Source organism: Vibrio sp. SG41-7 (genome assembly GCF_014164465.1).
In the GTDB taxonomy this organism is placed as follows: domain Bacteria; phylum Pseudomonadota; class Gammaproteobacteria; order Enterobacterales; family Vibrionaceae; genus Vibrio; species Vibrio splendidus.
Window position 1 is genome coordinate 19729 of record NZ_JACJFF010000045.1, and the last position, 20855, is coordinate 40583.

General features: G+C 44.5%; 19 protein-coding genes. 11 read left to right on the forward strand and 8 right to left on the reverse strand.

Annotated elements, in window-relative coordinates:
- Window positions 1–51: 51 nt before the first annotated feature.
- The 5 genes from H5300_RS13475 to H5300_RS13495 all read right to left on the reverse strand — a co-directional run bounded on the left by H5300_RS13475 (window position 52) and on the right by H5300_RS13495 (window position 5278).
- Window positions 52–687, reverse strand: a complete 636-nt coding sequence (locus H5300_RS13475) for a bifunctional 4-hydroxy-2-oxoglutarate aldolase/2-dehydro-3-deoxy-phosphogluconate aldolase (protein WP_017084927.1) — start codon at window positions 685–687, stop codon at window positions 52–54.
- A 14-nt stretch (window positions 688–701) separates the two neighbouring features.
- Window positions 702–1649, reverse strand: coding sequence for a sugar kinase (locus tag H5300_RS13480; protein WP_182796167.1), 948 nt, complete (start codon window positions 1647–1649; stop codon window positions 702–704).
- 130 nt (window positions 1650–1779) lie between these two features.
- Entirely contained in the window at window positions 1780–3108 is a 1329-nt protein-coding gene (locus H5300_RS13485; protein ID WP_182796168.1) for a sodium:solute symporter family protein, read from the reverse strand.
- A gap of 205 nt (window positions 3109–3313) precedes the next feature.
- On the reverse strand, window positions 3314–3706 hold the full coding sequence (locus H5300_RS13490; protein WP_065607420.1) for a RidA family protein: 393 nt from the start codon (window positions 3704–3706) through the stop codon (window positions 3314–3316).
- Between the two features lie 138 nt (window positions 3707–3844).
- A complete protein-coding gene (locus H5300_RS13495; RefSeq protein ID WP_182796169.1) occupies window positions 3845–5278 on the reverse strand; it encodes an amidohydrolase family protein in 1434 nt (477 codons plus the stop codon).
- A 176-nt stretch (window positions 5279–5454) separates the two neighbouring features.
- Here H5300_RS13495 and H5300_RS13500 point away from each other — a divergent pair, with 176 nt between their 5' ends.
- Both H5300_RS13500 and H5300_RS13505 read left to right on the forward strand, forming a co-directional pair.
- Entirely contained in the window at window positions 5455–6729 is a 1275-nt protein-coding gene (locus H5300_RS13500; RefSeq protein ID WP_182796170.1) for an amino acid deaminase, read from the forward strand.
- Between the two features lie 117 nt (window positions 6730–6846).
- A complete protein-coding gene (locus tag H5300_RS13505; RefSeq protein ID WP_012600047.1) occupies window positions 6847–7710 on the forward strand; it encodes a MurR/RpiR family transcriptional regulator in 864 nt (287 codons plus the stop codon).
- Here the strand turns inward: H5300_RS13505 and H5300_RS13510 are convergent.
- Entirely contained in the window at window positions 7707–8246 is a 540-nt protein-coding gene (locus H5300_RS13510) for a hydrolase (RefSeq protein WP_182796171.1), read from the reverse strand. The genes H5300_RS13505 and H5300_RS13510 overlap by 4 nt on opposite strands.
- A 364-nt stretch (window positions 8247–8610) precedes the next feature.
- On the opposite strand from H5300_RS13510, the gene H5300_RS13515 reads away from it, so the two are divergent.
- From H5300_RS13515 to H5300_RS13540, 6 genes are all read left to right on the forward strand, one after another.
- On the forward strand, window positions 8611–9186 hold the full coding sequence (locus tag H5300_RS13515) for a porin family protein (RefSeq protein WP_405055138.1): 576 nt from the start codon (window positions 8611–8613) through the stop codon (window positions 9184–9186).
- A 252-nt stretch (window positions 9187–9438) separates the two neighbouring features.
- Window positions 9439–10023: a porin family protein gene (locus H5300_RS13520; RefSeq protein ID WP_182796173.1), complete on the forward strand. Its 585-nt coding sequence runs from the start codon at window positions 9439–9441 to the stop codon at window positions 10021–10023.
- Window positions 10024–10255: 232 nt separating this feature from the next.
- Complete coding sequence (locus H5300_RS13525; RefSeq protein ID WP_182796174.1) at window positions 10256–11878, forward strand: phosphoethanolamine transferase; 1623 nt, start codon at window positions 10256–10258, stop codon at window positions 11876–11878.
- A 230-nt stretch (window positions 11879–12108) separates the two neighbouring features.
- Window positions 12109–12954: a GNAT family N-acetyltransferase gene (locus tag H5300_RS13530; RefSeq protein ID WP_182796175.1), complete on the forward strand. Its 846-nt coding sequence runs from the start codon at window positions 12109–12111 to the stop codon at window positions 12952–12954.
- Window positions 12955–13075: 121 nt separating this feature from the next.
- Window positions 13076–13915, forward strand: coding sequence for an AraC family transcriptional regulator (locus tag H5300_RS13535; RefSeq protein WP_017089362.1), 840 nt, complete (start codon window positions 13076–13078; stop codon window positions 13913–13915).
- A 188-nt stretch (window positions 13916–14103) separates the two neighbouring features.
- Window positions 14104–14736: a triacylglycerol lipase gene (locus H5300_RS13540; RefSeq protein ID WP_004732520.1), complete on the forward strand. Its 633-nt coding sequence runs from the start codon at window positions 14104–14106 to the stop codon at window positions 14734–14736.
- A gap of 196 nt (window positions 14737–14932) precedes the next feature.
- On the opposite strand, the gene H5300_RS13545 is transcribed toward H5300_RS13540, so the two are convergent.
- Window positions 14933–15907 carry an arginine deiminase-related protein gene (locus H5300_RS13545; RefSeq protein ID WP_004732521.1) on the reverse strand — a complete coding sequence of 325 codons (975 nt, stop codon included), beginning with the start codon at window positions 15905–15907 and terminating at the stop codon, window positions 14933–14935.
- Between the two features lie 651 nt (window positions 15908–16558).
- On the opposite strand from H5300_RS13545, the gene H5300_RS13550 reads away from it, so the two are divergent.
- The gene (locus H5300_RS13550) at window positions 16559–18409 is read left to right on the forward strand and encodes an ABC transporter ATP-binding protein (protein ID WP_182796176.1); all 1851 of its coding nucleotides are present in this window, start codon (window positions 16559–16561) and stop codon (window positions 18407–18409) included.
- A 297-nt stretch (window positions 18410–18706) separates the two neighbouring features.
- Window positions 18707–19411, forward strand: a complete 705-nt coding sequence (locus tag H5300_RS13555; protein ID WP_017078426.1) for a hypothetical protein — start codon at window positions 18707–18709, stop codon at window positions 19409–19411.
- A gap of 135 nt (window positions 19412–19546) precedes the next feature.
- Here H5300_RS13555 and H5300_RS13560 read toward each other — a convergent pair whose 3' ends face one another.
- Window positions 19547–20035: an Lrp/AsnC family transcriptional regulator gene (locus tag H5300_RS13560; protein WP_004732526.1), complete on the reverse strand. Its 489-nt coding sequence runs from the start codon at window positions 20033–20035 to the stop codon at window positions 19547–19549.
- Window positions 20036–20314: 279 nt separating this feature from the next.
- Between H5300_RS13560 and H5300_RS13565 the strand changes: the two genes are divergently transcribed.
- Window positions 20315–20485 carry a hypothetical protein gene (locus tag H5300_RS13565; protein WP_017078425.1) on the forward strand — a complete coding sequence of 57 codons (171 nt, stop codon included), beginning with the start codon at window positions 20315–20317 and terminating at the stop codon, window positions 20483–20485.
- Window positions 20486–20855: the final 370 nt, after the last annotated feature.

Genomic DNA, 20855 nt, shown 5'->3' on the forward strand with positions numbered 1-20855 from the left:
GTTGCAAGCTCAAAGCTTGTCGCCTGTTAAAAAACGAATGAGCGCACAAGCTTATTGCTCGTTAACAAGAGCGACCGCTTCACGAACCAATACTGCAATCTCGTCCCATTGCTCGTTCTCGATCATCTTTGGCGACACCATCCAAGTACCACCACAGCACACCACGCGATCCACTGCTAAGTAGTCATTCACGTTGTGTTTACCGATACCGCCCGTTGGCATTAAAGACACATCAACGTATGGCGCTAGCAGAGACTTCACCATGTTGATGCCACCAGACGCTTCTGCAGGAAAGAACTTCAAGAAGTTAAGACCAAGCTCTAGCGCTTGCTCAACTTGGCTTGGGTTGTTTACACCCGGAACGATTGGCATGCCGATCTCTTGGCAGCGTTTTACGGTGTTTGGGTTCAGGCCCGGAGCTACGATGAATTCGCTACCCGACTCTTTCGCAAGGTCGATCTGCGCTGGCGTTAATACTGTGCCGGCACCGATACACATTTCTGGATACGCATCGCGCATCGCACGAATCGCGTCTGCTGCCGCTTCAGTACGGAATGTGACTTCAGCAACTGGTAGGCCGTTTTCTACCAACACTTTTGCCAGTGGAATCGCGTGTTCAACCTTGTTGATTTGGATAACAGGGATAACTTTGAATTGCTTAAGTTTGTTGATCATTTCTTGAGACATAATAATTCCGCTTTTTATTTTTTAATCAGTTGGCTCATAGCGCTCACGGGGATGATTGCGCCAGAGTATTGAATAACGATGGAAGCCAGTTGGTGGCCAAGTTCGGCTGCGTCGGTGGCGCTCTCGCCAGTAAGACGCGCAGCTAAATAACCCGCAGCGAATGAATCGCCCGCAGCACAGGTGTCGACCACGTTAGAAACACGCGTCGCTGAGACATAATTCTCAATAATGTTGCCCTGTTCAACTTGAACAATCTTGCATGGCTCACAGCCACGTTTGATGACGATCTCTTGGCAACCCAAACGAAGGCAACGTTGTTGAACGCTCTCTGAGTTCCCCCAGACAAGCAGGTCGTCGTCTTCGGTAATCAGTGCGATGTCCACCAACGGCAGTAACTTGGCATACCAATGTCGAGCTTGCTCGGTGCTCCAAAGTTGCGGGCGATAGTTGTTATCAAAAATTACCTTGCCGCCTTGGTTTGAGAACACGCTAATGGCTTTGAATAGGCGCTCACGAGAGGCATCATCCAATATCGCGATACTGATACCGCTGATGTAAACCGTGTCGACTTGCTTCTCTGTCAGAGCGATTTCAAGCTTATTCAAGTCATTAGCATGGAAGTAAGATTTTACTGCCGCATCGTTGCGCCAGTAGTGAAAGTGTCGCTCGCCCGTTTCATCGGTTTCGACCATGTAGAGTCCAGGTAGCTTGTTCGCAATGCGTTCAACGAAATTGGTTTGAATACCCTCTAGCTGCCAGCTATCAATCATATTTTGAGACAGCTCATCGCTACCAAGACCCGTCACGTAATGAACAGAGAGGTTTTGATGTTGGGTTAAGCGTGAAAGGTAAAGTGCGGTATTGAGCGTGTCACCGCCGAACTTTTTGGTTAATGGAGAGCCGCTGATTTCGACCATGCACTCGCCAAAGAAAGCAATATTGAAGTTAGAAGATGCAGGCATAGCAGATCCTAAAATAGAGAGATAAGTGGGGAAGAAGGCCCTACCGAGAAGCAGAGCCTGAGCTAGCTAAACCACTCCACAACTTGTTGTACTGAATTTGTTGTACTAACTCGCTGTGGAGCGTTTTAGATTAGCTTGTTTGATTTGCAGGACGTTGAGCAGACGCGTCTTCTTCAAGCACACCTGAGTCTGATAATTCCATTTCCATCAGAGCGCGCTCGTCATCAAGAATTGCTTTCGCCATTTCTGGTGTTACTTGATTAGCCGGAGTACATAGGCTTACCAGCACACCAGCCGTTAGAGCCACTAGACAAGAAGGAATCACAGGGTTGCCCCAGAAAGCCGTGTAGTCTGCGTTTAGCATTACGACAAATGAAGCCACAGATGCACCCGCTAGCGTAGCAAGAGCACCCTGCCAGTTGTAACGTTTCCAGAATCGACCCAACATACCGCACACAAACATGCCCGACATTACGGTTGAAATCATTTTCGTGATGTAGCCAATGATGTCGTTTGACGTTAGTGCGAACAACAGTGCAAAACCAATCACCACAATCAGTGCCAAGCGAGAGTAGTTCACCATTGACTCTTTGTTTGGTACGCGGCCAGTGAACATCACGTAAACATCACGAAGTAGGATAGAAACACCTGCTATCGCATCTGAACTTGCGCTCGACATGGTTGCAGAAAGACCCGCGATAAGAACAATCATGCCAACGCCAACCGGAAGAACCGTTGCAGCAACATAAGGGAACGAGTAGTTCGCGTTATCCAATGATGGGTCAATGGCATGCGCTGCCATACCAATGATTGCAGGGATAATTGAGAAGAAAAGGTACAACACACCCGATGCAACAAATGAGCGACGAACCGTTGATACGTCTTTACCCGAGTAGATACGTTGACGGAATGAAGGCGTCGCAAGAACACCCACACCAATAACTACAGCCAGAGACACAGCAGGCAGAAGGCCCAGTTTATCGATTGCTAAAAAGCTCGAAGCAGCAGGGTCCATCGCAGCGTAAAGGTTATCCATGCCGCCACCTAGAATGTGTGCGCCCAACCAACCAATTGAAGCGACAAAGATCAGTACACCTACAACGTTTTTCACGATGCGGTTAGCGCCAACATAGTAAGCCAGCTCTTCACTCATGGTCATGAAGTTCAATTTACGAACCGGAGCAAACCAAAGTGCAAGTAATAGGATGCCTATCGCACCACCAATGCCGTACAGAGCACCTGCCCAGCCATTTGCGTAGCCGAAGCCAACCGCACCCATACTTGAACCCGTACCGACCATCGTCGCTACTGTTGTGCCAAGTACTAAGAACATAGGTAGGCCACGGCCACCTAATAAGAAATCTTCGCCAGATTTTTGATTACGCGAGACAAACCAGCCTAACCAAATTAAGAATAATACGTACACGCCGAAGCCTGTAAGAAAAAGTGTGCTGTTCATTTGACACCTCTCAGTGAAATATTGAGTTCATTCTTGAACTTTATTTATGATTCATTCATTTTATATTTCATATAATTACTTTATTGGTTTTATCTTTTTTAATTAAAGTAATTTTTATAAATGTAGGGTGAGAGTATTAAAGGATAATAACAGGGATGACTAACCCCTAATACTCTCTAAGTAGGTAATTGTGATTAGGTTATTACTATCCGCGATCGGCGCGGTAGCAAGTCACATCTACTTCAACCTTCACGTCTACAACTAAGTCGCAAACCATGCAGATTCGAGCCGGTGGGTTAGCACCGAAGAACTCTTTGAATACCTTATTAAAAGATTGGAAGTAACGAGAATCCGTTAGCACAACCTTTACGTGCATTACGTCTTCTAGGCCGTAGCCCGCTTCAGTCATGATATCGACACAGTTTTGGATCGCTAGGCGAGACTGGTCAACAATGCCACCCTCAACCACTTCACCACCTGTCATCGGTGTCTGGCCAGAAACGTATAGGAAACCACCTGCTTCAGTTGCACGTGCAAATGGTAAATGTTGTCCGCCTGTACCTGTACCGCCTTCAACACCGTAACGTTTAATAGTCATTTTTTAACTCCACTTATTTATAGATAATATTGGGTTTATAGATAGCATTGGCTTTATAGATAAAACAGTTTCTATTCCAATATATTTAAATTAATTCTCCGTTTTTATAATTACCTGAATTTAATAAATAATTAAATTCTATTTTCGGTAAATAAAAACGCCTGAACGATTATTTCTTACTTTTCCTTGCTGGTAAGTTAACTCACCATTTACAAATACACTTTCTATTCCTTGAGCAACTGAAATAGGATTTTCAAATGTTGCTGTGTCTTTAATATTCTTTGGATCAAATAAAACTAAATCGGCAAAGGCACCACAGCGAACTTCGCCTCGACCCGCTAAGTTGTAACGCTGAGCCGACATTCCGGTCATCTTGTGAATCGCTTCTGGCAACGAGAACAGTTTTTCATCTCGGCAGTAGTGGCCTAGCACTTTCGGGAAGGTGCCCCACAGTCTTGGGTGTGGATGCGGGTCATTAGGTAAACCGTCTGAACCGACCATGGTCAATTTGTATTTCAATACGCGCTTTACGTCATTCTCATCCATGCAGTGATACACCGCACCCGCTGGTTGAAGCGCTTTTGCTGCATCCATCAGGGGGAGATTCATTTCATCAGCAATCTGCTTCAGCGTTTTGCCTGCGTGTTCTGGTTTTGCTTCAGACCAAGTGATGAAGATGTCGAAATCGTCAGTCACTTGTTTCAAATCTAATGTCGAAGAGCTCGCAGAGTATGGGTAGCAGTCGCAAGACACATCTTGGTGCTCAGAAACCTTGTCCATCAAATCAAGCACTTCAACGGTTCTGCCCCAATTGCCCGCACCTGCACATTTAAGGTGAGAGATAACAACCGGCACTTTTGCGTATTGTCCTGTCTCAAACGCCTCTTCCATCGCGCTTAAGATCTCTTCAAATTCGGTACGCATATGCGTGGTATAGATGCCGCCGTGACTAGAAAGCACTTTCGCTAACTGCATCACTTCGTTGGCATTCGCTTGTTTCGCGCTGGCGTAAGCCAAACCCGAGCTCAAACCTAATGCGCCTTGCGCCATCGCCAAATCAAGGTTGGTTTGCATCGCTGCGATTTCGTCTTCGCTTGCAGTGCGCTGCAGGTCGTCCATCACTTGGTTGCGCAATGTGGTATGGCCAACTAACGCAGCGACGTTTACTGCGGGTTTAGCTTGCTCTACCGCTTGTGCATACGCGGCGAAAGTTGGGTATTTAAAATCAGCCTGCGCACCTAAAAGATTCATTGGGTCAGGTGGATCGCCAGCCAAAACGGTTGGTGATGCGCTGATGCCACAGTTGCCAACAATCACGGTTGTAACACCTTGGCTGATCTTAGGCAGGCAGTCTGGGTAACGAATTACGTTGGTATCGTCATGTGTATGTACATCGATAAATCCAGGAGCCAATGCTAAGCCTGCTCCCTCAACCAACTGGCCACAATCTTCGTGATCGATTTGACCAATTTCGGCTATTTTTCCATCTCGGATTGCTACATCGGCACAAAACGATTGTTCGCCGGTGCCATCAAACACCTCTACATTTTTAATTATCGTATCGAACAACATTTTTCACTCTCTCAATCCACTGTGTTGATGGAGCTATATTAGAAATTCAGCCGATTATTTTCAGTGACAAAACACACATAATATTTTAATTTGTGTGATAGTTTCTACCACAAAACAGATTGTGGATACATTTAAACATTAAATAACAACAACTTAAATCATGTTAGAAATCAGCAATGAAACATAACCCTGCACATAAAGATGTTATAAAGTATCAAAAAGATAGTTTTGTCTTGACTGAAAAAGGCCAAAAAGGGAGAGCAATATCACAATCTGAGAGCGGTATTTACCGACTGGTTGATGAAGATATTTCGCTCCCGGTAGCAATTATCAAACAATCCGCCTTAACCAATAACCTGAATTGGATGCAATCATTCGCCGATCACCATCAGGTTAAATTGTCGCCACATGGCAAAACCTCCATGACACCTGCTTTTTTCCGCCAACAGCTAGAAAATGGCGCTTGGGGTATTACAGTAGCAACGCCTGCACAGGCAGAAGTTGCCGCTATGGCGGGTGCAAAACGAATCATCATGGCCAACCAATTGGTGGGTAAAACCAACATGGCGATCGTTGAACAGCTGATCAGTGAGTTTGATATCGACTTTTACTGTTGTGTGGATTCTTCGGTAAACGTGCAGCAACTTAACCAATATTTCTCTAATACAAAACAGACGCTAAAGGTACTGATCGAATTTGGTGTACCGGGCGGTCGCTGTGGTTGTCGTTCACCGGAAGAAGTTCTAGAACTGGCTCAATTCATCCAAGACACACCAGCCCTTTCGCTGGCAGGTATTGAGGTGTATGAGGGTGTGATTCACGGTGACAATGCAGAACAAGACATTCGTACCTTCTTAAATCAGGCGCTCACTTCGGTCGAAAGCCTCGCATCAGATGGCCTAATTGCAGGACAACCTATCATCACTGGCGCAGGGTCTGCTTGGTATGATGTGGTGGCAGAATGCTTGGCGAACCTAACCGATTACTTGGCTATTATCCGCCCGGGCTGCTATGCCATTCACGACACAGGCATTTACCTAGACGCACAAAGCAAGGTATTGCAACGTGCGCAAGTAAACCAAGGCTACGCGTGCGAATTGGGAGGTGATTTAGAATCGGCACTTGAGGTATGGGCGTATGTAATCTCTCGTCCGGAGCCAACCAAACTAGTGGTTGGGCTAGGCAAGCGTGATGTGGCCTTTGATGCAGGTTTACCGATTGCCGAGCGCGGCTATCGCAACGGCGAAGCAATCTCAGTGAAAGGCTTAACCTCTACTGCGGTGATGGATCAACATACCTTTGTTGAAACCGATGGTTCTTCTGAGATTGAGGTGGGCGACATGATTGCTTTCTCAACCTCACATCCGTGTTTAACCTTCGACAAATGGCGCTACATTGCCATCACCGATGACGATCATCAGGTAAGACACTGGGTAGAAACCTGCTTCTAGGTCGATTTTTCAATAAGCTAGAATCAACGAAACAATAAGATATACTAACGGGGCTAAGCTTTAGCGACCAATGACTAGGTATTAGCAAATAGCCCCATCAACAAAGGATCAGGATTCTTGAGTTTAGAAGTAGATATCATTTCACAGATAACAGAGCGTTTTCCTGCTCTTCGTGATGCAGAAAAGAAAGTCGCCAAGCTGATCATGGATGACATTGATTTTGCTGCTAATGCCAGCATCACAGAGCTAGCCGAAGGTGCGCAAGTGAGTGAAGCCACCATCACACGTTTCGCTAAAGCGATCGGTTGCAGCAACGTACGTGATATGAAGATTAAGTTGGCTCAGACGCTAACCGTTGGCCAGCGCTTTATCCTCGAACCTGTTGACCAAACGGGCTATCAAGGTATCTACGAATCGATCAAGCAGAGCCTAGATATCAACCGAACTCTGTTCAAAGAGCAAGACGTTGAAACTGCAGTAAGCTGGCTACATAACGCCAGACAGATCATTGCTATCGGCATGGGTGGCGGTTCGACCATTGCTTCTCAAGAGCTGCAACATAGACTGTTTCGTTTGGGCTACCCAGTGGTGTCGTACAACGATGGCTTGATGTCACGTATGGTTGCTGCCACAGCAGATGCCAATGACGTGATGGTGATGATTTCAGCGACAGGCTTTACGCCCGTTATCACTGAAACCGCCGAATTAGCCAAGCAGTACGGACTTAAGATCATCGCGATTACCCCACAAGACACACCGCTAGCAAAAATTGCGGATATCTTGTTACCAATCAAACACATGGAAACCGATTTTATCTACAAACCATCGGCTTCTCGTTACGCAATGCTGGCACTAGTAGATGTGCTTTCGATGGGCATGGCGGTCAATCACAAGAACCGTTCGCGCGACAAGCTGCGTCGCTTGAAAGTTGCGCTCGATTCTTACCGAGGCGGTGGCGACCGACAGCCTCTCGGTGATTAACGAATCAAGGATAGAATGAGCTTAAATTCACGCGCGCGGCAGTCCTTTACCAGTTCGTATAAGCTCATTTCCAATCCTGTGATTTCGATACCAGCATCCATTAGTCGACGGATTGCCAGATCTTTGTTGAGTGCCGTTCGTGAGCTAATACAGTCACCAACTACCTGAACCTTGTACCCAAGTTCCAACAACCCCATTGTGGTTTGATAAACACAAATGTGAGCCTCAATACCACACACTAACCAAGTATCCACGTCCTTGGCTTGCAACGCCTCAACAAACTTAGGCTCGTTACACGCGTTGAACGTAAATTTTGGTATCGGCTTAGCATCGCTCAGCAGGTCATTCAGCTCGTCGACCGTAGCACCTAACTTCTCAGGATTCTGCTCCAAGCTAACAATTGGCAGACCCAAAACCTGCGCTCCTTGAGCTAACTTTCCGCAATTAGCAATCAGCGTATCGCTCTCATCAACAAGGCGTGCGAGCTTGCCTTGTACGTCCACAACCACCAAACCTGTGTTTGCTCGGTTTAACATCCAACTCTCCTTGTCATGATTAGAATCAGCGTACTGCTTTACTTTCAACAAACACCGCAACAAATACTACAATAGAATAAATACAATGTTTGTTATGTTTTATTTTTCAATTAGTTAGATAAATCCGTTCTCACTTCAACCTTAAAAAACATCGTTTTATTTAGCAAATTTAACCTTTTGTCAATATGTGAATTTTATTTATAAAGAATATAACCAACAAATATGACCTTACCTCTTGATAAATCAAGGGCTACAGATAGTCACTTTATCAATGAAAAAATAGGTTTCATTTGTGAGGGTTTTATAAATCATTCGTCAGCGATACCGTGATTTACATCACAGGATGAGTAAACAAGGTATTATCATGAAAAAATCAGTATTAGCACTCGGCTTAATCGGTTTAGTTTCACTTCCAACTTTTGCAGCAAGCACAGATGGTGGCGCGTATGTAGGTGGTGGACTTAGTGTCTATCAAGGTTCCGATACGGATGGAGCGCCAAGTCTGGATTCAGACGGCATGGGCTACAACCTATACGGCGGCTACCAATTCAACCGCATCGTAGGTGTTGAACTTGGCTACAACGACTATGCAGATTACAAGAACAGCACAGACAAGCTTTCACCAACGTCTATCTCTGTATCAGCAAATGTCGGTTACACGTTCGACAACACCATTCGCCCATTTGTACTAGCAGGTTTAAGCTCAGTCGACCTCAATGCGAATAGCGGCGCTGGCTACAATGATGATAGCGGCACCGGCTTCCACTTTGGTGTTGGTGTTGAATACACGCCGGTTGAACACCTAACACTTCGCCTGATTTCTCAAGCTGACGCAGTAAGCGTAGAAGACTCTTATCAAATTAGTGGCTCTACGATCTCAACTGACGACCACACTCTAGCGTTCAACAGTGTGAGCTTCGGTGGTTCATACGACTTCTAATATACTCCCCAAACGACTAAGTCGTAAGTAAGTAGCTCAAATTCACTTTGCTACTCTGCCCTGTGATAAGGCAGCACAGTAAAGTGAATTTTTTGTATCTATGTAACGATTCAGCTTACAAAGCCATACAGTAATGAGCAAAAGACTCAGGGATAATTGTCACAACGGTCGAGAGGCGACGAGCCAACAACTAATAAAAATCGACAGTAACCGACAATCACATTTGAAGACATGACAGAGTGAGTAACAAAGATGAACAAGATAACGAAATCAGCATTAGCACTGGGTTTAATCAGCGCAGTTTCTCTTCCAGCTTTAGCCGCAGGTACTGACGGCGGTGCTTACATTGGTGGCGGTCTTGGCATATACCAAGATTCTGATACAGACGGTCAAGGTAGCTTAGATTCAGATGGCATGGGCTACAACCTATACGGCGGCTACCAATTCAACCGTATCGTTGGTGTTGAACTTGGCTACAACGACTACGCAGACTACAAAAAAGGGACTACAAAACTGTCTCCAACATCTGTGTCTTTGTCAGCAAATCTTGGTTACACATTCGACAACACAATCCGCCCATTCGTATTGGCTGGTTTAAGCTCTGTTGACCTGAACGCAAACAAGAGCGCTGGTTACGATGATGATAGCGGTACTGGTTTCCACTTTGGTGTTGGTGTCGAATACACGCCAATCGAACACCTAACATTGCGTCTAATTTCGCAAGCAGACGCAGTGAGTGTTGAAAACTACTACATTGGAAACAACAGTTCATTGAAAACTGAAGACAAAACGCTTGCCTTCAACAGCATTAGCTTCGGTGGTTCATACAACTTCTAATGTGATTGAACCACATAGAATAAGCTGAACATACTAATTCACTTTGCTGTTCCACCTTGTCATGAAGGTCACTCAGTAAAGTGAATTTTTTGTATCTACACACCTTAGCGTCATTTCACTTTAGCCAGTTTATCGCTCAGCGCCTTCTATTTGAGCTTTATGCATTGATATTAGAGCTTTCTTGGTAGCGAGACTAAAATAAAGGGATAAGTGACACAGGAAGACAAGACCTATGAATCTACCACGCTTAAACATGTCGATAAACAAACTCCCTTTCGTTTTGGCAGTGTATTACCTGCTTGTCATTAACTTGCCTATCTCACGCGAACTGTTCAATATTCTTAGTGCCTCACAAGCCGAAAGCATTGGGTTTATCATCTCGATCCCATTTTTCTTTCTCGCCGCATTCAACTTTATCTTTCAAGTATTCAACTGGCCGATATTCGCCAAAGCTTTTTTTATCTTGTTACTACTTACTTCCTCTTTAGTCAGCTACAGCATGTTCAACTACGGCATTTTTGTAGACTATGGAATGATAGAAAACGTCTTCGAAACCAACAGCGGAGAGGCTGCTAGCTACCTAAGCAGCTATTCTATTTTATGGTTTGTTCTGATGGGAGGAGTCCCGTCACTGCTGCTTTTATTTACGGATCTTGAAAGAGAATCGTGGAAAGATTTTGCTATTTGGAAGGCGATTGGATTGCTCTCTTCGCTGATTGTCATAGCGATTATTGCTGGACTGTTTTACAAAGATTATGTGTCGATTGGTCGTAATAACTCTCATCTTAAAAAGATGATCATTCCGACTGAATACGTCGCTTCAACCGCAAAATACATCAACAATACTTACATCAAAGAACCGATTCCTTACCAAGAAATCGGCTTAGATGCGCAGCTAAAACCAGAAGCTAAACAAGCTGAAAAACCAACCTTATTGGTGTTTGTTCTTGGTGAAACGGCACGTGTATATAACTACCAATATTATGGCTATGAGAAAGAAACCAATGCTCATACCAAACCCTATAACCCGATCTTTTTCTCTGATGTTCAGTCATGCGGAACAGCCACTGCGGTTTCTGTGCCGTGTATGTTTTCTAACATGAATCGCAGCAACTACGATCGTGATAATGCCTACAACCAAGATAACGTAGTCGACATTATGAACCGCGCGGGCATTCACTCTATCTGGCGAGAGCACGATGGTGGAGACAAGGCGGTCGCACATCGAATCAAAGAGATGACTCTCGTCGCCAAAGACAGCGACCCGCTGTGTAATAACGATGTGTGCTATGACACAGCCATGCTAGAGAACTTCGAACAAGATACTCAAGATCTTAAACAAGATAGCATCATTTTCTATCATATCTCCGGATCTCACGGCCCAACTTACTTTGAGCGATACCCAGAAGATCATAAGAAGTTTGTGCCAGACTGCCCACGTTCTGATATCGAAAACTGCACCAAAGAGCAAGTAGTCAACACGTACGACAACACCATCTTGTACACGGATTTCTTTCTCTCACAGGCTATTCAAAAGCTAGAGAAGCTCACAGATAAGTACAATGTCGCGCTGATGTACATTTCCGATCACGGAGAATCATTGGGAGAAAATGGCATCTACTTACACGGCATGCCTTATTCATTGGCACCGAAAGAGCAAACCCATGTGCCTATGATCCTATGGATGTCTGATGGTTTCGCCGAGCAGAAAGGGATAAATCAGACCTGCTTAAGAAAGGCAGGCAAAGAACAGAGCTTCTCCCAAGACAACCTGTTCGACTCTTTACTCGGCCTGATGGATGTACAAACCAAAGAATACCGAGAAAACCAAGACATTTTTGCTGCGTGTCGGTAGCTTCAAAGGCCGACTCGCAAATATTCCAACCAAAGGGGCTCATTTATGAGTCCTTTTTTGTACCTTTCAAAACTGTCGTTTTTATTCAATACCGGCCTCAAGCCGTCGCCTACAATTGCTGTCATTGAAACGTGGCTCAGCTAATCAATTATCTCATCGTCAATTGACGTACCTGAGAACAAGATGACGACCACGCACTCTACCGAATCAAGACAGCAGGAATTCAAGCGATGTTAGACATCAAAAAAATCTCAACACTTAGTAACTTAAGCGAACTTAAAACGACTTACTTTGCTGAGTCAACAGCGCCACTCGATGGCATGTGGCACTTTGGCTTTGTGCCAATGTCTGACCATTTTGGTTTTTACGAAAACGGTAATCTTGTCGGTTATTGCGTATTGAATGGCGAAGGCTACTTACTTCAGTTCTACCTAGCACCAACAGCCAGCACTCATATTGAAAGCTTGTTCACCTTAATCGTAGAGAACAACAGCTCTGTGATTGGTGAGGTGAAAGGCGCATTCGTGAGTACGGCTGAGCCACAATATTTATCACTGAGTGTCGACAACACAGAGTCATTTAAAGTGAATGCGATGATGTACCGCCAAAACTATCAAGCCAGATCTGATTGTGATTCAGACCACATTGAAGAGATAGAGATGAACCTCGCGACAGAAGAACAACTGGAGCAGTTCGTTGAGTTTGCTTCATCAGCGATTGGCGCACCAAAAGAGTGGCTCACCCGTTACTACGGTAATTTGATTGCCCGTCAAGAGCTATGGGGCTACTGGGAAAGTGACGACATTCTCGCTACTGGAGAGTGCCGTAAGTTCGATGAGCATCAAACACAATTTGCCGACCTAGGTATGATTGTCGCACAAGAAGAACGCGGTAAAGGCTTTGCAACGCGTGTTCTTAACTTTCTAAAGCAGCACGCTAATAGCCAAGGGTTAGAAGCTATGTGCTCTACGGAAAGCAGCAATATTGGCGCACAAAAGGCCATCACACGCGCTGGGTTATCATCAAAGCATCGTATCTTGCAGTTTAATTTTAGCGAATTAAAGGAAACTGATTAGCCTTGATTCGGATGAACAAACATCAAGACTAAGTTCTAACAATAGATACTGATAAAAACTGTCACCTCCAACGATATCCACATATAGTTGGAGGTGCCAGTCATCTGAAATAGAAGGTCTAATGATCAATTGGTTACAGTCTCCAAAATCCCCTGTAGTTGCTCAGTTCATTGATTGCTACTGGCTGATTGAAAAGACGCCCGACGCTCAAACTCATCAATTTCCGATACTCAATCCCGATCCATCGGCACACCTGATCTTATCGCCAAGCGAGCAGGTATATCACTACACGATTGAGCAACAGGTCGATCAAGGCGTTGGCAGCCATCTGCTGTTACCACACCATAAAGCCATCGAATTGGATCACTCGAAGCCCTTTGTTCACTTGGGCATTAAATTCCATGTCGGTGCCTTGTATTCACTGGTTATCCCAGATTGCCCTCACCCTAGCTTGGACAGGGTTAGTCCAGTCAATCTCGCAGGTTTGCTAAACAAGCCAAACGCTGATGCAACGTCACTGATCAAGCTCGCTCAAACCGATGTTGAGGCCTGCTGTCAGCAGTTAGATGATTTGCTACTTCCTTGGATATCGACAGGTAAAACGGATAGGCACAGCGAACTGACACGTAAGGTGTTGGGTGTGCTTGGTTCGACACCGATTGCAGAGCTTGGCGACAAGCTGTTTTGCTCGCAAAGAACATTGGAAAGAAGCTTCAACAAGGTAACTGGGCTGACATTAAAACAGTGCCAATCGATGAACAAACTCGAAGCGATGTTGGAATACTTGTATAAGCGAAATTTGGATGACATCGACTGGATGGACGTCGCCTTTCAATTTGGATTTAGCGACCAACCGCACCTGATTCGTTACCTAAAGAAAACCATCGGTCTAACACCCAATACTTACGCTAAACAAGGCGGTTTAACTATTGATGTTTATGGTGGAGTGAGATCGGACTAACCCACCTTTTGTCCATCAAGCACTCTTTGTCTATAACGCGCATTCTTTCTATAACGAACGCTCTATCTATAACAAACGTCCTGTTTATAACGTACACCTCTGTCTTTTGTGTCCCATTAGTGGCAAGTTTTATTGAGTTTAGATTTGCGACTAAATATACTGGGGATATCATCAGACGGAGGACAAAAATGAATAATAAAAACAAACATATAGTTTTAATTCATGGTCTATATATGCCTGCGTTGATCATGCAATATCTGGATAGAAACTTCAAAAAACGCGGCTTTACTACCCACAAGTTTGCCTACAACTCGCTGCGTTTCCCTTCGGCTGCTAAACGTCTCAATCGTTTCATTAATGCCCGTTTCGATGAGTACGATGAGGTCTACTTCTTTGGTCACTCACTCGGTGGCTTGCTGATTCGCCACTACTTTAAGTTCTACCAACCCGACTTTGCAGACACCTGTATTATTACAGCAGGCACACCGCACAATGGGGCAACCATAGCCAAAACACTGTCGAATCATGGTCTTGGATTTATATTTGGTTCGAGCAAAATGATCTTAAGCGATGGCTTGGGTGACTACGATATTGATGTACCGATTGGCGTGATTACAGGCACTTACGACGCCGGAGTTGGACGTATTGTACTGGGGAAAAACCCGGGCGATGGTACGGTAACACTCGAAGACGCAAACCTGAGAGGGGCAACGGATACTTACGCTCTCAAACTCAACCACACGGCGCTTGTCTACTCCAAGGAAGTCGTGGCACTGTCGGCTCAATTCATCGAACACAGAGCTTTTAAGGACGCTTCATAGCTTTTGCGTTAGCTGTTTTCCGTTAACTTTTGTGCGCGTTAGCTCGTGTATCTAGCTCTGGTTCTCTTATTGCTGTTTTCTTACTTCTGGTAGACCGATACAAAGATAGATAAAAACAAAAATACCACTCTGCGATGAGAGTGGTATTTAAAAATTCAATGCTGGAAGTGAGTGCTTGTTATACTTTCTATGCTTGTTACAGGCGATTCACTCGCGTTGGTAAAAACACCTCACCCAACATGCATCGCACCGAACCACCACCAATGTCTTCAATCGTTTTCACGTTAAATGGCAGCAGCTTTCCGTGTGTCGAAAGCTGAGCTAATTGAGCTGGAGAAAATGCATCGTAAGCCGATTGAGACATCGCAATCACCTTATCGCCATTCACCGTCTCCAGTTGCAGAATATTGCCGCAGAATCGGTTCATCTGATCGATTGAGATTGAGATAACCTGCTTGTCTTTAGCCAATGACTTCACCACAAAGCGGCGCTCAAATTCTGGAATGACTTCATCACAGATCACGCAGAAGTTATCGCCAATCGCCATCATCACATTGGTGTGGTAAATCGGCTGACCAGACGGTAATGCCGTTTGGAACGAAACCACGCGAGAATAACCAATACGCTTCGCATAATCTTCTAATACTTCACGGTCGCAACGCTGAGAAAGCGCCGCATAGATCGTCTTATTGATGTGATCGATAACCATCACACCGGTGCTCTCTAGATAAGAACCTTGAGCAACGTACGACTCCATAGACTCACTGTGGTTAACAATGCGACCAGACGCTTCCAACACTTCAATAAGAGCAGTAGGCTTAACTTCATGCTGACGGTTTTCACAGGCCATAGGAAAAGTGAATAAACTTCCATCACTACAAGTACTGAACCAGTTGTTTGGGAACACTGCGTCAGGGGTTTCGACACCCAATTCTGGGTAATCAAACTCTACAACTTGCACACCTTCTTTACGCAACGAAGCCACCATAGCCTTAAATTCGGCCATCGTTTCTAGCTTCACCTCAGCTTCGGTCAGATTGACTCTGTGCTGAAACTCGTTATCACGTGCTGTTTCTTCGTTAAATCGAAACTCTTTTGGCGGAACCATAACAACGCAATTGGCGTTTTGAACATTAGTAATATGAAGTGATTTTTTGTGTAGGTTTAACATTTCAACCGTCCCTATCTTTTATTTACCTCAGAATTGTAAACAACTTGTTACGACAAGATTCACTGAAAATAATAATGATTTGAATATTTATCCCAAACAATCACTGCAGATCTTAGATTAATCGGTAATTTTTACTGCGAGATAACAGCACATCAGAAAGAACCAACTGTATGCATATTCGTTAAGTCGCTTTATGGATAAATATTCCGATTTCATTTTCTCGCTCACCACGAGTTTTGGTTACAATTCAATCCATTTAACGTTAGGATTATCATCGTTGCATAACCATCACTTACGTTTGAAATAAGCTTAACTTTTCCTGTCTAATTCAATCTAAAATAAGCGTCATGAAAGACACTCTTTGGATCTTTCCTTCGTCACTTAAACCAAGTAATTAACTTTAAAACTAAGCATTAACGTTAAAGCTAAGCATTTAACGTTAAAACCAAGTGATTAAAGCTAAGCGCTTAAACCAAGTACTTAGATAAGAGCTAGAACAACACCCATCGAATGACTCAATGCTTATAAGAACCCATGGGCGCTTATATAATTTCAAACTAAGACGGTAAAATTTCAAATCAAGACTATAAAAACAAAGCTGCACCAACGATGCAGTCGCTTATAGATGCACTAGTTTATAAAGGGAAATCTATGTACAAGAAATTTGAAGGCTTTACTGAAGCCTTTCCAAAGGGAGAGCCGATACAACCTCCTACTGGAATACTGGCATTCTGCCGCCATTACACTCGAGGTTTCGAAAAGCCGTTGATCTTGCTCGGGTTGATGAGCATGACCATCGCGATCATCGAAGTCGCGCTGTTCGGCTACATGGGACAACTGGTTGACTGGCTATCAACAAGCAATCCCGAAACCTTCCTTGCTGATAATAAATCAACACTGATGGGGCTCGGCGTTCTACTGTTGGTCGTGATGCCAATCTTGATCAGCGTCTACTCGCTATTGCTTCACCAAACTTTGCTGGGCAACTACCCAATGTCGATTCGTTGGTTAGCGCACCGCTACCTTTTGAAGCAAAGCTTGTCGTTCTATCAAGATGACTTTGCCGGACGTGTCGCCACCAAGGTGATGCAAACCTCGCTCGCAGTACGTGAAACCGTGACAAAAATGGTCGATGTATTCGTCTATGTGACGGTCTACTTTACGGCAATGTTATTCATACTCGCAGAATCAGATTGGCGCTTGATGGCTCCGATGCTGGTTTGGTTGTTCATTTACGTCAGCATTCAACTGCACTTCGTACCGAAACTCAAAGATGTGTCTTCTGAGCAAGCCGATGCTCGCTCGTTGATGACGGGTCGTATTGTGGATAGCTACACCAACATCGCAACGGTCAAACTATTCTCCCACAGCAAAAGAGAAACAGAATACGCCGAAGAAGGCATGGAAGGCTTCTTAGATACCGTCCATCGCCAAATGCGCTTAGTGACCGGCTTCAACATCTGCGTTGAGTTCGCTAACTACCTGTTGGTGTTCAGTATTGCCGGCATCTCTATCTACTTATGGCTAGACAACGCAATCACTGTTGGTGCAATTGCAATAGCGGTCAGCTTGGCTTTGCGTATTAACGGTATGTCGAAATGGATCATGTGGGAAATTGGTGGCTTGTTTGAAAACCTAGGCACCGTGATTGATGGCATTAAAACGCTGTCTAAGCCCATCGCTATTGAAGACAAAAAAGACGCTAAGCCTTTGGATGTGCCACAAGGTGGCATCAACTTCGATAACGTGAGCTTTAACTACGGCGAGAATAAGGGTGTGATTAACAACCTAAACCTCAACATCAAACCGGGTGAAAAAGTCGGCTTGGTTGGCCGTTCAGGTGCAGGTAAATCAACCTTAGTTAACTTGCTACTGCGTTTCCACGATGTAGAAAGCGGCCGCATCCTGATTGATGACCAAGTGATCTCAGATGTCACCCAAGACTCACTGCGCAGCAACATCGGCATGGTGACTCAAGACACCTCACTGCTTCATCGTTCAATCAAAGAGAACATCCTTTACGGTCGACCTGACGCGACAGATGAAGAAGTGTATGCCGCAACCCAACAAGCGCACGCGCACGAGTTCATTGAAACGCTCACCGACCCGTTTGGTAACATTGGTTACTATGCTCAAGTTGGTGAGAGAGGCGTTAAGCTTTCGGGTGGTCAGCGTCAACGTGTTGCTATCTCACGCGTACTTCTGAAGAATGCACCGCTGTTGGTTCTGGATGAAGCAACATCAGCACTTGATTCAGAAGTAGAAGCCGCAATTCAAGAAAGCTTAATAGAGCTTATGGAAGGCAAGACCGTGATTGCAATTGCACACCGTTTATCGACGATTGCAGCAATGGATCGCTTAATCGTACTCGACCAAGGCAATATCGTTGAAGAAGGCACTCACCAAGAGCTGATTACACAAAATGGCATCTATGCTCAATTGTGGAATCACCAGACCGGAGGCTTCATTGCCGATAATCTTGACCAAGCGTCGAGTGCTTAATTTATGTGCTACTTTAAAAGTGCGGCGTAATTCACACCAATTTGTTAATTAATGGTAAATTACACGTGGCAGAATGTTATGTCGTAATTATATAATGACATTAACACCAAAGACGCCTCGCTTGCGCGTTCTGGAATAAGGCTAGACTTCGGGGGGAGGCTAGCCTTTTTTATGCCTGTTATTCTTCGCCCCTTTCTCATCTATTTTTGTCTGCCCCATAAACTTCATCGATCCTTTTGTTTTTTTCTTGGCGTTTTTTTCTTAAAATGCGCGCAGTATTCTTTCTAGAGATCAACCATGAACAAAAGTGTCTTAACTAACGTAATCGCGTTAGCACTGCTTGCTGGCGGCTATGCGACAGCAAACCAATACTTGCTTTATGCAGGCCTATTCGCCTTTTCTGGTGCCATCACCAACTGGCTTGCGATTCACATGTTGTTCGAAAAAGTACCCGGTTTATACGGTTCTGGCGTTATTCCAGCACGCTTTGAAGAATTCAAGGCGGCCATCAAGCAATTGATGATGGAACAATTCTTTACCGAAGGTAATATCGACCGCTTCCTTAGCAGTGAGATGAGCGGTAAGTCGCTCAACCTAGAACCCGTGATTAAGAAGATCGATTTTAACCCTGCATTCGATTCGCTGGTGCATGTTATCGAGAACTCACAATTTGGTGGCATGTTAGCGATGGTTGGCGGCACTGAAGCACTACAGCCAATGAAAGCGCCATTCGTGGAGAAGATGCAAGAGTCTGTGATTGAAATAAGCAAGAGTGATTCTGTAAAAAATGCCATCAAGGATGAACTTGAATCGCCTGCAATGATGGATGAAATCAAAGAGAATATTGAAGCGATCATCGATCAGCGCTTGAATGAACTGACACCAAAGCTGGTTAAAGAGATGGTTCAAGCCATGATCAAGAAACACCTTGGTTGGCTAGTGGTTTGGGGCGGTGTGTTTGGCGGTGTGATTGGCTTAATCTCTGCGGCAATTACGCTGTAAGCGGTTTATCTGTTCTCACTCTAACTGCTCTAACTTAATCTGATTGACCTTTTCTCGGGCACTCAATAAAAAATGGAAGCTCACGAGCTTCCATTTTTTATATCTAAATAACCTTGGTAAAACGAAAGCAGGCCGCTATTTTAGGGTTGCTAATAGCTCAGGGTTCACACCAAAGCCCTTCTTATGCTCTTCAATCACCACTTCGCTGCGAGTCTGAATCACGCCCGGCAGTGTACCCAGCTTGGTTGCCATAAACGCTTGGTACGCCTTCATGTCTTTCACTCGAACCTTGATCATGGTGTCAAAATCACCCGACAGCGAATAACACTCTTCCACCTCAGGCATCATTTCAACCGCTTGGGCGAATTTATCGAAAATCGAGAAGCTGGTCTGGTCGAGACGAATATGGATAAAGACCTGGACATCGAGTCCCAGCTTTTCTGAACAGAGCTCGGCATGGTAGCCCGTTATGTAGCCTTCTTTCTCCAATCGCTTCAATCTATCAGAACAAGGGGACGTCGTTAGGTTGACCTGCTTTGCCAACTCAACAACAGGCAAACGCCCTTTCATATGCAGAATTCTTAGTATCTCTTTATCGATACGATCGAGTTGATGCTGAGACATAACATTCCTTAAACATTCTAAATTCCGCTCAGTATATTCCATACCACGAACAATCGAAGAAAACCTCGCTCACACATTTAAAAAACTAAATATGCCTTTAGCATTCACATCAAATATAAATCAATATGGAACGATAAGACCCCTTATAAATCAATCTTTGACTATTAACAAATTATTATAGAAATGACCCAGATAACAAATAAGTTGAGCCAGAAACGAAAGAAAGGATATAGGCCAAAGTGAATAATGGGATTATCAAAGAGAAAGGATAACTCTATTATGAAGACACAAGAACTCGCGTACAAACCATACGGTATTGGCTCATGGACACACGTAACGGTATCAAAAGATGTTGCTGAAGCACTCGCAAGTGAATACTCGAACTATGGATGGGAAGTGAAGATTGATGGCAACGCCATTGACACAAAACTTGCACTCAAAGCCGCATAGAAACGAAAAAAACCTCCATAAAGGAGGTTTTTTTTATCTAGGTTGGTAAGCACTTACTATAAGTTAAGCCATTCCAACTTGGGGAACTGTACTTCCTGTTTCACAACGACAATTACACGTTCGACAGAAGTGCTGAGTTTCCATATCGTAATACAGGTTTCCACTAAATAGCTTTGACGTCCATTGCATCATACGGCCAGAGGTTGTCTCGGGCTCAGATTCACAACGTTTCATTATAGACTTATGTAGTGTTGTTTTTTTACATCCTTTGCAATAGAGATCAGGCATACCTTTGTCCTATAGGTCTTTAGTGGTTACTGACAATTGACACATCATGTCGAATTTGGTTGCACTATTCACCGAGCTAATC

Bases quoted from the DNA above. Each gene is read 5' to 3' on its own strand.
- H5300_RS13515 (WP_405055138.1), top strand. From the start codon at position 8,611: ATGAAAAAATCAGTATTAGCACTCGGCTTAATCGGTTTAGTTTCACTT.
- H5300_RS13490 (WP_065607420.1), bottom strand. From the start codon at position 3,706: ATGACTATTAAACGTTACGGTGTTGAAGGCGGTACAGGTACAGGCGGA.
- H5300_RS13525 (WP_182796174.1), top strand. From the start codon at position 10,256: ATGAATCTACCACGCTTAAACATGTCGATAAACAAACTCCCTTTCGTT.
- H5300_RS13535 (WP_017089362.1), top strand. From the start codon at position 13,076: ATGATCAATTGGTTACAGTCTCCAAAATCCCCTGTAGTTGCTCAGTTC.
- H5300_RS13550 (WP_182796176.1), top strand. From the start codon at position 16,559: ATGTACAAGAAATTTGAAGGCTTTACTGAAGCCTTTCCAAAGGGAGAG.
- H5300_RS13480 (WP_182796167.1), bottom strand. From the start codon at position 1,649: ATGCCTGCATCTTCTAACTTCAATATTGCTTTCTTTGGCGAGTGCATG.
- H5300_RS13540 (WP_004732520.1), top strand. From the start codon at position 14,104: ATGAATAATAAAAACAAACATATAGTTTTAATTCATGGTCTATATATG.
- H5300_RS13520 (WP_182796173.1), top strand. From the start codon at position 9,439: ATGAACAAGATAACGAAATCAGCATTAGCACTGGGTTTAATCAGCGCA.
- H5300_RS13485 (WP_182796168.1), bottom strand. From the start codon at position 3,108: ATGAACAGCACACTTTTTCTTACAGGCTTCGGCGTGTACGTATTATTC.
- H5300_RS13555 (WP_017078426.1), top strand. From the start codon at position 18,707: ATGAACAAAAGTGTCTTAACTAACGTAATCGCGTTAGCACTGCTTGCT.
- H5300_RS13530 (WP_182796175.1), top strand. From the start codon at position 12,109: ATGTTAGACATCAAAAAAATCTCAACACTTAGTAACTTAAGCGAACTT.
- H5300_RS13500 (WP_182796170.1), top strand. From the start codon at position 5,455: ATGAAACATAACCCTGCACATAAAGATGTTATAAAGTATCAAAAAGAT.
- H5300_RS13510 (WP_182796171.1), bottom strand. From the start codon at position 8,246: ATGTTAAACCGAGCAAACACAGGTTTGGTGGTTGTGGACGTACAAGGC.
- H5300_RS13565 (WP_017078425.1), top strand. From the start codon at position 20,315: ATGAAGACACAAGAACTCGCGTACAAACCATACGGTATTGGCTCATGG.
- H5300_RS13560 (WP_004732526.1), bottom strand. From the start codon at position 20,035: ATGTCTCAGCATCAACTCGATCGTATCGATAAAGAGATACTAAGAATT.
- H5300_RS13475 (WP_017084927.1), bottom strand. From the start codon at position 687: ATGTCTCAAGAAATGATCAACAAACTTAAGCAATTCAAAGTTATCCCT.
- H5300_RS13495 (WP_182796169.1), bottom strand. From the start codon at position 5,278: ATGTTGTTCGATACGATAATTAAAAATGTAGAGGTGTTTGATGGCACC.
- H5300_RS13545 (WP_004732521.1), bottom strand. From the start codon at position 15,907: ATGTTAAACCTACACAAAAAATCACTTCATATTACTAATGTTCAAAAC.